The sequence below is a fragment of the Pseudomonas sp. TH04 genome (assembly GCF_016651355.1).
GTDB classification, from domain to species: Bacteria; Pseudomonadota; Gammaproteobacteria; order Pseudomonadales; family Pseudomonadaceae; genus Aquipseudomonas; species Aquipseudomonas fluorescens.
Genome location: NZ_JAEKEA010000001.1, coordinates 4,307,989 through 4,320,499 on the forward strand (window position 1 = coordinate 4,307,989; position 12,511 = coordinate 4,320,499).

Here is a 12,511-nt window from a genome sequence, read left to right on the forward strand (position 1 = left end):
TGAAAATGGCATAAAACCAATGTGGGAGCGGGCTCGCTCGCGAATGCGGCGGCACCTTCAACCTCTCGGTTGACTGATACCCCGCATTCGCGAGCAAGCTCGCTCCCACAGGTTGGCCCGGTTTTCACCGGGAGGTCGGGTTACAGGCCGAGCAGTGCCATGCGTTCGCGCACCGAGGCTTCAATCCCGGCCTCGTCCAGCCCGCATTCGGCAAGCATCTGCGCCGGCTTGGCATGTTCGACGTACACGTCCGGCAAGCCCAGGTGCAGCACCGACTTGAGGATATTCTCCCGCGCCAGGAACTCACTGACCGCCGCACCGGCGCCGCCCATGATGGCGTTTTCTTCGACCGTCACCAGCAGCTCATGGCTCGCGGCGATTTCGCGCACGAGGGCTTCGTCCAGCGGTTTGACGAAGCGCATGTCGACCACGGTGGCGTCGATCTTCTCGGCGACTTTGAGGGCTTCGGCCAATTGCACGCCAAACACCAGGAATGCGGTCTTGCTGCCCTGGCGGCGAACAATGCCCTTGCCGATTTCAATCGGCTCAAGGTCTTTTTCGATCAGCGCATTCGGGCCGTTGCCGCGTGGGTAACGCACGGCGGCCGGGCCGTTGTACACGTGACCGGTGCTGAGCATCTTGCGCAGTTCGTTCTCGTCGCTCGGCGTCATCACCAGCATGCCGGGAATGCAGCGCAAGTAGGACAAATCAAAACTGCCGGCGTGGGTCGGGCCGTCTTCGCCGACCAAGCCTGCGCGGTCGATGGCGAACAGCACGTCGAGATTCTGCACCGCCACATCATGAACGAGCTGGTCATAGCCGCGTTGCAGGAACGTGGAGTAGATCGCCACCACCGGTTTCGCGCCTTCGCAGGCCATACCGGCCGCAAACGTCACGGCGTGCTGCTCGGCAATCGCCACGTCGAAATAGCGCAGCGGGAAACGCTCGCTGAACGCCACCAGGTCGGAGCCTTCCTTCATCGCCGGGGTAATCCCCACCAGGCGTGGGTCGGCGGCGGCCATGTCGCACAGCCATTCGCCAAATACGCCGGAATACTTCGGCCCGCTGGCCTTTTTCGGCGCGGCGGCGGGAGCGTCCACAGGCTCGAGCTTGGTGATCGCGTGGTAACCAATCGGGTCGACTTCCGCCGGGGCGAAGCCTTTGCCTTTTTTGGTGACGATGTGCAGGAATTGCGGGCCCTTGAGGTCACGCATGTTGCGCAGCGTGGCGATCAGGGTCGGCAGGTCATGGCCGTCGATCGGGCCAATGTAGTTCCAGCCCAGTTCTTCGAACAGGGTGCCAGGCACCAGCATGCCCTTGGCATATTCTTCGGTACGCCGGGCAATTTCCCACGCGCCGGGCAGGCGCGAGAGCACCTTCTTGCTGCCTTCGCGCATGCTGGCGTAGGTGCGGCTGGAGAGGATTTTTGCCAGGTAGTTGGACAGGCCACCGACGTTGCGCGAGATCGACATGTCGTTGTCGTTAAGGATCACCAACATGTTGGCGTTCACTTCCGGCGCATGGTTCAGCGCTTCGAACGCCATGCCGGCGGTCAGCGCGCCATCGCCAATCACGGCAATCGCCTTGCGGTCGCTGCCTTGCAGGCGGGCGGCAATCGCCATGCCCAGCGCCGCACTGATGGAGGTGCTGGAGTGGCCGACGCCAAAGGTGTCGTACTCGCTTTCGGCGCGACGCGGGAAGGCGGCCAGGCCGTCCTTCTGACGCAGGGTGCCCATGCGCTCGCGACGGCCAGTGAGGATTTTATGCGGATACGCCTGATGGCCCACGTCCCACACCAGCCGGTCGTCCGGGGTGTCGAACACGTAATGCAAGGCGATGGTCAGCTCGATAACGCCCAGCCCTGCACCGAAATGCCCACCGGTCTGACCGACCGTGTAGAGCAATTCCAGGCGCAACTCATCGGCCAGGGTTTCCAGCTCGGCTTCACCCAGTCGACGCAGGCCGTCCGGCGTGGCAGCACGGTCGAGCAGGGGCGTGGACGGGCGCTTGCGGGGAATCTCTTGGAACGTCGTGGGCATCAGGCGAATCGTTATAGGTATAGAAGAGGCGGCAGTTTACCTCAAGCCGTGCAAACTGCCCACGCAGAGCGCCGAACTTGGCTGATATGCGGCGCTAATAGCCCGCGTTATCAGTGGCGGCGTTCGACGATATACCGCGCCAGGTCGCGAAGTGGCTCGGCCGCCGCGTCGAAAGGTCGCAGGGCATTCAGGGCCTGGTCACGCAGTTCCAGGGCATACGCCTTGGCGGCTTCGAGGCCGAGCAGGGCCGGATATGTCGGTTTATCGCGTGCGGCATCCGCACCTTGGCGCTTGCCGAGGGTCGCGGTGTCACTTTCGACGTCGAGAATGTCGTCTTGCACCTGGAAGGCCAGGCCGATGGCTTGGGAATAGGTCTGCAAGGACGCCAACTGCGCAGCGTCGGCCCGACCGCTGGCCAGGGCGCCGAGGTGCACGGCGGCTTCGATCAGTGCACCGGTCTTGTGGCGGTGCATGTGTTCAAGGGCTTGCTGGTCCAGCTTGAGGCTGACCGAACCCATGTCGATCGCTTGCCCGCCGACCATGCCGGCCGGGCCTGCGGCCACCGCAAGTGCCGTGACCATGCGCAGGCTGATCTCGGCATTCACGCTGTTCAGGCGCGGGTCCAGCAAGGCGCTGAACGCCAGGCTCTGCAAGCCGTCACCGGCGAGGATCGCATAGGCTTCATCAAAAGCTTTGTGGGTGGTCGGCTGGCCGCGACGCAAGTCATCGTCGTCCATCGCCGGCAAATCGTCATGCACCAGGGAGTAGGCGTGAATCAGCTCGACCGCACACGCCGCGCCATTGGCCTGCTCGGCAGGCGCGCCCAGGGCTTCACACGCGGCATACGCCAGCAACGGGCGCACACGCTTGCCACCATTCATCACGCTGTAGCGCATGGCAGCATAGAGGCGGTTCATTTCCGGGCTTGGCGCAACAAACAAGGGCTCGAGCGCCGCATTGACCCGGGCTTGGCTACTGGCCTGATACGCGTCGATCATTCCGGCTGTTCCGCATCGAAAGGTTCTTCGGCCAACTCCCCGTCACGTTCCAGCAGCACCTGGACCTTCTGCTCCGCCTGCGCCAAGGCGCTCTGGCAGTCGCGGGTCAGGCCGATACCTTGCTCAAACGCCGTCAGCGAGTCCTCCAGCGACAACTCGCCGTTCTCCAGACGCTCGACCAGGGTTTGCAGGTCGGCGAGGGATTGTTCGAAATCGAGTGCAACTTTTTTGCGGGCCATGGCGGCTATTCCGGTAGACGGTAAACCGGCGCGACACTAGCAGACATGGGGATTCTGGGCAAATGAGCGGGCAAATGAGTGGGGGCGCTTCAGTCGTCTCGGCCATTGATTTGATAACGCGTACTACGGCCTCCGCCGGGCAAGCGGACCAGGCAGTTTTTTTCCAGCAGATCAGCCAGATGGCGGGTTGCAGTAGCCTTGGACGCCTTCGCCACGGCCTGGTACTGCGCGGCGCTGATGCCGTGTTCGAAGCCCTTTTCATCGCCGTCGAGCAGGCGGTTGAGTACCTTGATCTGTTCGGTGGACAACGAGAGGTCGCGGTGCTGCTGCCAGAACCGGGGCTTGCCTAGGACGCGTTCTATTCGCGCCATCGCCTGCTGCAGGCTGCGCAACAGGGTTTTCAAAAACCACGCCAGCCAATCAGTGATATCCAGTGTGGCCTTCTGGCTGGACTCCAGCGCGCTGTAGTAACCGGCGCGGTCCTCGAGGATGCTGGCTGACATGGCATAAAAACGGATGGCCTGATGGTCGCCCTGGGCCAATGCCAAATCAGTGATTGCGCGGGTCAGGCGACCATTGCCGTCATCGAACGGATGCAGCGTGACAAACCAGAAGTGCGCGACGCCAGCGCGGATCAGCGGGTCCAGCTCTGGCTGGTTGCGGCTGGTTTCGAACCATTCGAGAAAATCACCCAGCCCTTGCTCCAGGCCTCGGCGCGGTGGCGCCTCGAAATGGACCGTTGGCCGATCAAGTCGCCCCGACACCACCTGCATGGACTCATCTCCCCTCAGTGCGCCGACATTGAGCGCACGTGGGGCAAAGCCAGCTTCCGGGGTGGGGAACACCCAGTGATGCCAATTCAATAAGCGCGTAAGAGTGAACGGCTGCGCGAATTGCTCGGTGGCGTCCATCATCAGTTCGGCGAGGCCTTCACTGCGTCGACTCACCTGGTCGTCCTGCATCGCCTCCAGGCCCAAGCGCCGCGCCAGAGAGGAACGCACGGAGCCGACATTCAGCTGCTCGCCCTCGATTGCCGAGGAGGTCAGAATATTTTGCAGCAACGCATCCAGCTCATTCTGCGCACTGACTGTCTGGCTGACGGAGCCAAGCATGCCCAGCAGCTTGCCTTGGGCTTGCCCGCACTCGCGCAGCAAGACCGCCAGCTGTCCGGGCTGCCAATGAAAGTGGGGCCAATCGGTGTGTTGCCAGATCCAGTACGGATGATCCATGGGGCATGCCTGGGTGCGTGAGCCGAATAAAAACGTTATTCGGCTCATTTTTTGAGCCGATTGTGCATCCTATTCGGCTCATCGTCCACCAGACACCGAGCCAGACGGCGGCGTCGTCCGGGAAAGTCAGTCACTGTCAGCGGTTAAATAACACTGCCCCTGCGCGTCCTTAAGCTGTGCTTCAAACGCGATCAACCCCGCCTGCATCTGCTGCAACCCGGCAATCTGTCCGGCCAGTTCGCGCTTCTTACTGGCGATGGCCTGCTCTGCCCGTGCCCAAGGCAGGGCATCGCCTTGGTGCCCGTGCAAAATCCCCTGCAACTCCTTGAGCTTGAAACCCAACTGCTGGGCGCACTTGATCAATGCCAACAGCTCGACACTGTGCGCGGAATAGACCCGATAGCGCCCCTCCCGCTGCGGTACTGGCAACAGGCCTATCGCCTCATAGTGACGAATCGCCTTGATGGTCGTGCCCGATAACTGCGCGGCTTTGCCGATGTACATGAAAACTCCCTTTTCCCATTAGTCCGCCCGCCTGTGTCAGCCACTTTGCGCGGTGCGCTGGCGTAGATCCCAGCACCGGCCCGAACAGCAACGTCTTGGTCGGCCGGATGCCGCAAAACGCCAGGGTCGCGCTGCGCAGTTGATGAATGCCCGGCATGCGGTAGAACCAGCGGTAATACCACGGCGGCGTGTCCAGGGTCACCAACAAGTGCGCGGTTCGGCCGAGCAGCAGCTTGTCAGGAAACAACTTGCCTTCGCGGTATTTAAAGGCAAAGCCGGGTAGGAAAATACGGTCGATAAACCCCTTCAACACCGCCGGAATACCGCCCCACCAGATCGGGAAAACGAAAGCCAGGTGGGTGGCCCAGAGGATGTCGGACTGGGCGCTGAGCAAATCGGGCTCCAACGCCTGGATCTGCGTGTAGCCGTGGTGAAGAATGGGGTCGAAAGTCAGATCGCCCAGGGATAGCACGCGTACCTGGTGACCGGCGACTTTTGCGCTGTGGATGTAGGCTTCGGCCAAGGCTGAACACAGGCTCGTGGTGGAAGGGTGGCCGAGGATGACCAGGATGCGTTGGTGCATGGGGTGAGGTCCTGAGCGTCGAAGCGTTCAGGGTAGGGTGTGCCGTATAGGGGAGAGTCAAGGGCCGCCCGGTTAAGCGAACCCAATACTCAAAGCAGCAACGATCCAAGGTGGGAGCGGGCTTGCTCGCGAAGACGTCGGCCCAGCAAACATTGAGGTTGACTGAACCACCGCTTTCGCGAGCAAGCCCGCTCCCACCGGGATCTGCACTTAACAGAACAGCAGGGGCTTGCCTGAAAAATGCCTACGCAACATCAGGCCGTGTGCTTGCTCCCTGTGTCCATGTCCGTGCTGCCCCAAGGCCGCCAATCATCAGTATGCCGCTCACTGCCATGTGGCCCGCTGGAGCTGGTCCCACCTGCCAGGAATTTTTCCCACAGGTTCTTGCTGTCGGGGTCACTGTCTTTGTGCAGGTAGGGCGCCAGCCGCGCCAGGGAGCTGCCTTTTTTGTCTTCGGTTTCCTTGAAGTGTTTCCACTCGTCCGACTGGTACTCGAACATCGACTTGTCGTCCGGCGTGTCACGGCCGCCATACATATAGGTGGCATAACGCGCGTATTCGAGCTTGTCGCCCCAGTCGTCCTTGGTTACGCCGGCAGCGGCGAGGTCCTTGAAGAACTTGCCCTGGGAATCGGTGAGCTTTTGCAGCTTGGCATGCTCGACCGCTTCGGCGATCAGGGTGCCTGCGACCCCGAAGATCACCCCGGCCACGGCGAAAATCGGGCCCGCCACACGGGCACCGATGGCGAGCCCGCGAATAACCGTCGCGGCCACATCACCGGCCAGTTTGCCGGCCAGGTGCGCGCCTTTGGGGGCGAACATCGCGATGGTATTGGCAATCGCCATACCGGTGCCGGACGCACCGCCGCCCAGCGTGAAGGCAGCGTCGGTTTTTTCCAGTGCGGTCTTGGCGTTTTTCAGTTTGCGCGCGCCGGAAACGATGTCCATCACGCCGCCGGTCAAATCCAGGCCGGCGCCGCCCATAAAGCGCAGGAACGAGCGCCCGGAGGCGATCGCAATTTCAGATTTCGAAGCCGGGGCGCCTTTGCCGGGAATGTCCTTGACGCCCATGTGTTCGCCAAGGGATTTGGCGGCGTTGTCATACTCCTTGACCTCATCGGCCGACAGGTTGCCCACGTCGAGCTGCTTGAGGGTTTCGGAAGACTCTTTGACGCGGCTGCTGATGGATGCGGCCAGCGCGTCAGATTGTTCGGTGGCTTTCTTGCCCCAGATATCCGGCAGGTTCTCATCGATCAGGCCTAGCCATTCGGTGGCTTTGATTTTAGGCGGGCCTTTGCCGTCTTTGTCCACGGCAGGGTCATAGGTTTTAGTGCCACCCAGGGTTTCCACAATGTTCGAGCCGAACTTGAGGAAGTCGTTGGTAAAGCTCAAGCCGGCGACCAGGTCTTTCGCGGCGGCGATTTTCTGGTCGTCGGTCATGTTGCCGCCGCCATTGGCGAGTTGCAGGGCGCCGCTGACCAGGTTCATGGTGCCCGCCATCGCACTCAGCCCGCCGGTGGAGCTGGCGGTGTGCAGTACCGTCTTCAAGGAACCGGCCGCCGCTTCGCGATTGGCGCCCAGGCCCTTCAATTGGGTGTCGACCACCTTGTCGATGGCTTTCGGGTCGCCGCTGGCAGCCGCCAGACGAATGGCCGCGGCGATCTGTTTGTTTTCTGCCGGGGTCAGCCCTTTGATATGGCCGTCGAGGATGTCGATCTCATCCTTCATTTTTTTGTACATGTCGTAGGCTTTGTCGCCCTTGTCCAGCCCACCCAGGGCGGCGTTGATGCCGCCCTTGATCATGGTGAACGAGGCCTTCAGCCCACTTTCGGCATTCTCCGGCGAGACCTTGTCGGGGTTTTCCATGTAGGTGTTGAGTTGGTGCGTCATCATGTTCTGGTCGAAGGTCTGACGGCGCGCGGTGAAGCTGTCCGGTTCGAGAATGCGCAGCGACTCGAAATAGCGGTCCACGTCCAACTCGGCCATTTCCGATTTTTTCGGATCGCCCGAGTCATTCATGGCGATTACATATTCTTCGAAGTTCAAGTTGGCATCACGGCTGCCATCTTTAAACAGCGCCGGGAACACTTGTTCGCGCACTTCATTCAAGCGGTCTTGCGACAAACTACCGACACTTTTCTTTAGTTCGGCGTCGTAACGATCTTTAATCCCTTCCTTGCCCATCAACGTGGAAATTTCTTTGGCGAGTTTGTCTTCGTCGACCATCTCCTTCACGTCGTTGCCGTTGAGCTTGGTCGGGGTCTTGTCCGTTTCCCGGTAAGTGCCGCTGCCCAGGTTGATGCTCTCGGCATAGCCGTACAGGTCGTAGCCACTGTCCAGTGCGGCCTGGGCGTCCATCAGCTTGACGATCTTGGCTTCATCCGAGTCTTCGCTCAGCTTGCCGCTCTTGATGTCATCGCGAATGCCCTGCACAAAGTTCTCGGCCGTCTGGCCGCCCACGGTCTTGTCGTTGGGCAACTCCATGTCCATTAACCCTTCGGCGCCGAAGGTGGGGATGTTGTAGGTGTCGCGCAGGGCCTGCACGTCCTGCGGCTCATCGGGTGGCGCGGCCTTGTCGGTATGGGTCGCGTCTTTGACGTGCATCAGGTCACCCTTGAGGCTTGAGTAGCCGTACTTGCCGAAATCCTGCAAGCGGCCGGCCTCGGTGCCGTGGCGGGCTTCTTTGTCTTTGGTGAAGCCATCAATGCTGTCGTTGTCTTTGTTGCGGGCGTCATAACCGGTCAGCAACTTGCCGTTTTCATCGATACTGACCACGTGCTCCAGCACCTGGGTGGCGCGGTACGCGGCGTCGGCATCGTGGTCGAAATCCCCCACCTGTTTCTTGAGGTTCTCCTTCACATCGCTCTGGTTACCGAGGTTTTTCAGCAGCGGTGTGGCGTCGATAATCTCCTTGGCCGAGCGCGTATCACCGTCGGGGCGCTTCTGCTGGTCGCCCAAGTCCGACTTCACCACCTCGCCGCGCAGGCTCGAATAGCCGTACTTGCCGAAATCCTGCAGGCGGCCGGCCTCGGTGCCGTGCCGAGCGTCGCCGTCCTTGGTGAACCCGTCGATGCTGTTGTTGCCGACATTTTCGCCAGCAGTCAACTTGCCACTCTCATCGATGTACTCGACATGTTCGAGCACTTTGGAGGCGCGATAGGCCGCGTCCGCGTCCTTCTCAAAATCGCCGACCTGCTTTTTAAGGTTGTCCTTGACCCCACTTTGATTGCCCAGTTGGGCGAGCAGCGGCGTGTCATCAATGATTTGCTGGGCCGAGCGGGTATCACCCTCAGGGCGTTTCTGGCCCTTGCCCAACTCATCCTTGGGCGCAGAGGCTTTTTTGACGGATTTTTCCCAGGCAGCGACGGAGCTTTTAGGGGTGACCGCGGCGTCCTTTGGGGTCGTTTCTACCTTCGCTACCATGGTTCTTCTCCTGATGTAATTAGTGCCCCGGCGTCTTTTAAGACGCGCAGGGGCGCCCAACTTCCTGGATAACTACCCGAGGCTGTTTATTGAATAACAAGAGGGCGGCCTTAGTGGCGCGGCCGCTGTGCATGAGTGCTGCCAATAACACTGTCACGCAACTTAGCATGATGAATTAGCCGACTAGCCCAGCCTTCACAACAATTCACAACGCCACGGCTAATGTGGAACATTCAGGGCGTAGTGCCGGCCCCTGCAAAAAAAGCGCGCCATTCAGTGCAGGCTTATCCTAGAGCGCGGCAAGCGACGTGTTGAGGCGCTGTCAGCGCCGCATAACCGTTCATCAGATTGCGATGCAGTCGTGTCAACCTTGGCCAAGGGGGGCTTTCGGCTGGGGCGCAAACGCCAGGTAAAAAATCTCACGCGTGAGCTATTGAGCATGCCGAACATTACCTGTAGATTTTCTCACGCGTGAGTTTTTCACAACGAGGTCAGTACAATGAAAAGCAGCTCTCCATCGAGCCCGCCAGCAGGGCCCGATACCGATTCAACAAGCCGCAAGGGAGAGCGCTTGAAATCGCCTGCGAAAAAGCCATCGAGCTTTTACATGAAGCAGATGCGCGCGGGCTTGGCGGCCGCCGGTTATGTGAAACACGAGACTTGGGTGCTTCCCGAAAACCGAAGCCTGCTCAAGCAGATGGAGAAACAGCTTCGCCAGCCGATTCTGGCTGGCTCATTCATGTCGGAGAATTTCATGAGCGCAGGTACTAACTGGAATATCGATCGCCTCTTCACGGCTTTTCAGGCGTTGGACGAAGTGGTGTCCAACGACATTACGCTTTCTCTGGTTCAAGGCTCCGAGTCCAGCATCAAGCTGGAAATGAACGACTTCGGGGGCTTGCCGATTTATATCGCGGTAGTGGGCGAGCAGATCATCGTGGACACCGTGCTGGTCGACGTCGAGTCCATCAACGACGTAACCGCCTTCAATGACGCAGTGCTGCGCAGTCGGGAAATGTTCCCGTTGTCTTCGATCGGTATCGAGTCCATGCCTAACGGGCAAGTTGTTTACAACATGTTTGGCGCACTGAGTTCCGACTCCAGCCTGACTAACATCGTGACCGAGGTGAAAACCCTGGTTGATAACGTGCAGCGCGCCAGCGAAGCCTTCGAACGTTTCTTCAATTAATTATTCGGGAGTATCCAATGACTCAGTCCATCTGGAGCAAATTGTTCACCGCGCTGCGTGGCGGTGCCAGCGAAGTCGGCGAATCGATCGTTGACCAACAAGCCCTGCGCATCCTCGACCAGGAAATTCGCGACGCCGACACGGCGCTGGCCAACGCCAAGCGTGAGCTGGTCAGCATCATGGCCAAGCACAAGCTGGCGTCTGATCGCGTGGGCGAGTACGACGCCAAGATCAAGGACCTGGAGTCCAAAGCGATGGCGGCTATCCAGGCCAATCGCGAAGACCTCGCCCTGGAAGTCGCCGAAGCCATTTCGACCCTGACCAACGAGCGTGACGTCGAGCAAAAGCAGACCACCGAGTTCGGCGGGTACGCTGAGAGCATGCGCAAAGACATCACCAAAGCCGAAAGCCGGATCAAAAGCCTGCGCCAGCAAGTGGACATGGCCAAGGCGCGTGAAAGCGTACAAAAGGCCCAGGTCAGCGCGTCCATCGCCAGTGGCGGTGCCAACGGCAAGCTGGAAACCGCCGTCGGTACGCTGAACCGCTTGCAAGCCAAGCAGCAGCAACGTGCCGCTGAACTGCAAGCCCAGGATCAACTGGCTGAGGCCTCCACGGGCAACGACCTGGAGCGCAAGCTGCGCGAAGCTGGCATTACGCCGGACACAGGCAGCGCCAACGCGATTCTGGAACGCCTGAAGCAAAAGTCGGCTGAGTAAAAAGCGCCGAAGCAGGCCGGGCAGGTCAGTTAAGTGAACGAAATGCTCAAAGCAGCGGCGCTCCCACAGAGGCCTTGCACTTAACTGACCGGCATTCAGGTCTGCCCTTCCTTTTTTTACCTCGAGGTCAGGATGAATACCCTCAAGGGTTTCAAGACAATCGCCGGCCTGGCCGTTTTTATGGTCGCGCTGCAACTGCTCAATGTCGCCACCGGTTACAGCCTCATGGCATTCGGCCTGGTCCCGAGAACCGTGCAGGGGCTGTTCGGCATCCTCGCCTCACCTTTTTTACACGCGTCCTTCGCTCACCTGAGCGCCAACCTGATTGCTTTTTTGGTGCTGGGCAGCCTGGTCATTGTCGAAGGGCTCAACCGGTTCATTGCCGTCAGCGCGATCATCATTCTGCTGGGCGGCTCGCTGGTCTGGCTGTTCGGTTTCAGCGGCGTGCACGTCGGCGCCAGCGGCTGGGTATTCGGCCTATGGGCCTACCTGCTGTCTCGCGCCTGGTTCCACCGCAGCTGGAGCAACCTGATCATCGCCGGTGTGGTGGCGGTGCTGTATGGCGGCCTGATTCTTGGCTTTCTGCCGCGCCAGGGGATTTCCTTCGAAGGTCATCTGTTTGGTGCGCTCGCCGGGTTTATTGCGGCCAAGGTACTTCTCTCTACGCCGCGCAGCAGGTTTAATGCCGGGTGAATGCCGAGGCGATGACGTCATCAGGAATCAAGTACCCAGGGAATCGGGACGACATGTCGATTTTTCTTTTATTGCGCCTATACGCGGCCTGCCGCTTTCACCGCTTCGGTTACCGCGCCAACGCGGCTCGACACCCCTCAATCAACCCGCCTGGCGCCACGTGCGTTGAAGGCGGCGAACGCTTCTACATCGCCTCCACCCGCCTCAAGGAAATCTCCAATGGGATGGTTTAAACAGTTGATGGGGCTTGAGGCCCCGCAAGCGAATACAGAATCGAAATGGACCGCAGGCCAAACCCTGCCGGCCACGGGCCCGTTGGGCCTGGCGCCGGGCAAAGGCGTGATGTTCGACACGAGCCTGAAATTGCTGCTCGATGAGAAAACCACGGTGGTGATCCCCGGCTCCCAGGAAATCTGGGCCAACGGCAGCGTTGACCTCGGGCAATCGACCTGGCTGTCGCGCTACTACATGAACGACGAAGATTACTGGCTGCAGGTGCACACCACCGGCGAGATCGCCGGGCAGGTCGAGTCGGTGATCCTGTTCAACTACCTGAGCGTCGTCACTATCAGCAGTGAAGCGGAACTGCGTCGGCTGGCCGGGCCACAAAGCCTGATCGGGCTGCCGACCTACACCCACGACGGCGTCGAATACGCCCGCGTGTGGGGCAGCGAGCCTGGCCAGACAGAACTGGTGGCGATGACCGAACAGGTGATCAACCCCGAGACCGCCTACACCGTCGAGCACCGTTCGATGCTGTACGCCCGCGACACAGGCCTGACCGATCGCCGAGAGTTTTTGCTGTTTTCCGTCGAAGAAGACGCCGAAGGCACCATCAGCTTGAGCACCTCGCTGGGCATTTCGCTGTACACAACCGACCTGACTGCGCTCTAAAAAAG

The 12,511-nt window shown here is 60.3% G+C and carries 11 protein-coding genes and 1 pseudogene; 5 read left to right on the forward strand and 7 right to left on the reverse strand.

Features of this window, described 5'->3' with window-relative positions:
- Nucleotides 1–140: 140 nt before the first annotated feature.
- From dxs to JFT85_RS19405, 7 genes are all read right to left on the reverse strand, one after another.
- Nucleotides 141–2,039, reverse strand: a complete 1,899-nt coding sequence (gene dxs / locus JFT85_RS19375) for a 1-deoxy-D-xylulose-5-phosphate synthase (RefSeq protein WP_053258225.1) — start codon at nt 2,037–2,039, stop codon at nt 141–143.
- A gap of 110 nt (nt 2,040–2,149) precedes the next feature.
- Complete coding sequence (gene ispA / locus JFT85_RS19380) at nt 2,150–3,037, reverse strand: (2E,6E)-farnesyl diphosphate synthase (protein ID WP_053258224.1); 888 nt, start codon at nt 3,035–3,037, stop codon at nt 2,150–2,152.
- On the reverse strand, nt 3,034–3,276 hold the full coding sequence (locus tag JFT85_RS19385) for an exodeoxyribonuclease VII small subunit (protein WP_003176346.1): 243 nt from the start codon (nt 3,274–3,276) through the stop codon (nt 3,034–3,036). The genes ispA and JFT85_RS19385 overlap by 4 nt, the downstream gene beginning before the upstream one ends.
- An 89-nt stretch (nt 3,277–3,365) precedes the next feature.
- Complete coding sequence (locus JFT85_RS19390) at nt 3,366–4,505, reverse strand: Fic family protein (protein WP_201230284.1); 1,140 nt, start codon at nt 4,503–4,505, stop codon at nt 3,366–3,368.
- A gap of 126 nt (nt 4,506–4,631) precedes the next feature.
- Nucleotides 4,632–5,009: a MerR family transcriptional regulator gene (locus tag JFT85_RS19395; RefSeq protein WP_069551236.1), complete on the reverse strand. Its 378-nt coding sequence runs from the start codon at nt 5,007–5,009 to the stop codon at nt 4,632–4,634.
- Nucleotides 4,948–5,592 carry an NAD(P)H-dependent oxidoreductase gene (locus JFT85_RS19400; protein WP_073638335.1) on the reverse strand — a complete coding sequence of 215 codons (645 nt, stop codon included), beginning with the start codon at nt 5,590–5,592 and terminating at the stop codon, nt 4,948–4,950. The genes JFT85_RS19395 and JFT85_RS19400 overlap by 62 nt, the downstream gene beginning before the upstream one ends.
- Before the next feature lie 254 nt (nt 5,593–5,846).
- On the reverse strand, nt 5,847–9,014 hold the full coding sequence (locus tag JFT85_RS19405; RefSeq protein WP_169875965.1) for a hypothetical protein: 3,168 nt from the start codon (nt 9,012–9,014) through the stop codon (nt 5,847–5,849).
- 607 nt (nt 9,015–9,621) lie between these two features.
- Here JFT85_RS19405 and JFT85_RS19410 point away from each other — a divergent pair.
- From JFT85_RS19410 to JFT85_RS19430, 5 genes and pseudogenes are all read left to right on the forward strand, one after another.
- Nucleotides 9,622–10,203 carry a YjfI family protein gene (locus JFT85_RS19410; RefSeq protein WP_094470401.1) on the forward strand — a complete coding sequence of 194 codons (582 nt, stop codon included), beginning with the start codon at nt 9,622–9,624 and terminating at the stop codon, nt 10,201–10,203.
- 17 nt (nt 10,204–10,220) lie between these two features.
- Complete coding sequence (locus tag JFT85_RS19415) at nt 10,221–10,919, forward strand: PspA/IM30 family protein (RefSeq protein ID WP_053258218.1); 699 nt, start codon at nt 10,221–10,223, stop codon at nt 10,917–10,919.
- A gap of 132 nt (nt 10,920–11,051) precedes the next feature.
- Nucleotides 11,052–11,612, forward strand: coding sequence for a rhomboid family intramembrane serine protease (locus tag JFT85_RS19420; protein WP_069551233.1), 561 nt, complete (start codon nt 11,052–11,054; stop codon nt 11,610–11,612).
- A 107-nt stretch (nt 11,613–11,719) separates the two neighbouring features.
- Nucleotides 11,720–11,845 (forward strand): annotated as a pseudogene (locus tag JFT85_RS19425) (potassium channel protein); the annotation flags it as partial.
- A complete protein-coding gene (locus JFT85_RS19430) occupies nt 11,832–12,506 on the forward strand; it encodes a DUF2491 family protein (RefSeq protein WP_078827403.1) in 675 nt (224 codons plus the stop codon). The pseudogene JFT85_RS19425 and the gene JFT85_RS19430, both read left to right, overlap by 14 nt.
- Nucleotides 12,507–12,511 lie beyond the last annotated feature (5 nt).

Excerpts from the sequence above, each read along its gene's own strand:
- dxs (WP_053258225.1), bottom strand. The coding sequence starts at position 2,039 with ATGCCCACGACGTTCCAAGAGATTCCCCGCAAGCGCCCGTCCACGCCC.
- ispA (WP_053258224.1), bottom strand. The coding sequence starts at position 3,037 with ATGATCGACGCGTATCAGGCCAGTAGCCAAGCCCGGGTCAATGCGGCG.
- JFT85_RS19385 (WP_003176346.1), bottom strand. The coding sequence starts at position 3,276 with ATGGCCCGCAAAAAAGTTGCACTCGATTTCGAACAATCCCTCGCCGAC.
- JFT85_RS19390 (WP_201230284.1), bottom strand. The coding sequence starts at position 4,505 with ATGGATCATCCGTACTGGATCTGGCAACACACCGATTGGCCCCACTTT.
- JFT85_RS19395 (WP_069551236.1), bottom strand. The coding sequence starts at position 5,009 with ATGTACATCGGCAAAGCCGCGCAGTTATCGGGCACGACCATCAAGGCG.
- JFT85_RS19400 (WP_073638335.1), bottom strand. The coding sequence starts at position 5,592 with ATGCACCAACGCATCCTGGTCATCCTCGGCCACCCTTCCACCACGAGC.
- JFT85_RS19405 (WP_169875965.1), bottom strand. The coding sequence starts at position 9,014 with ATGGTAGCGAAGGTAGAAACGACCCCAAAGGACGCCGCGGTCACCCCT.
- JFT85_RS19410 (WP_094470401.1), top strand. The coding sequence starts at position 9,622 with ATGAAGCAGATGCGCGCGGGCTTGGCGGCCGCCGGTTATGTGAAACAC.
- JFT85_RS19415 (WP_053258218.1), top strand. The coding sequence starts at position 10,221 with ATGACTCAGTCCATCTGGAGCAAATTGTTCACCGCGCTGCGTGGCGGT.
- JFT85_RS19420 (WP_069551233.1), top strand. The coding sequence starts at position 11,052 with ATGAATACCCTCAAGGGTTTCAAGACAATCGCCGGCCTGGCCGTTTTT.
- JFT85_RS19430 (WP_078827403.1), top strand. The coding sequence starts at position 11,832 with ATGGGATGGTTTAAACAGTTGATGGGGCTTGAGGCCCCGCAAGCGAAT.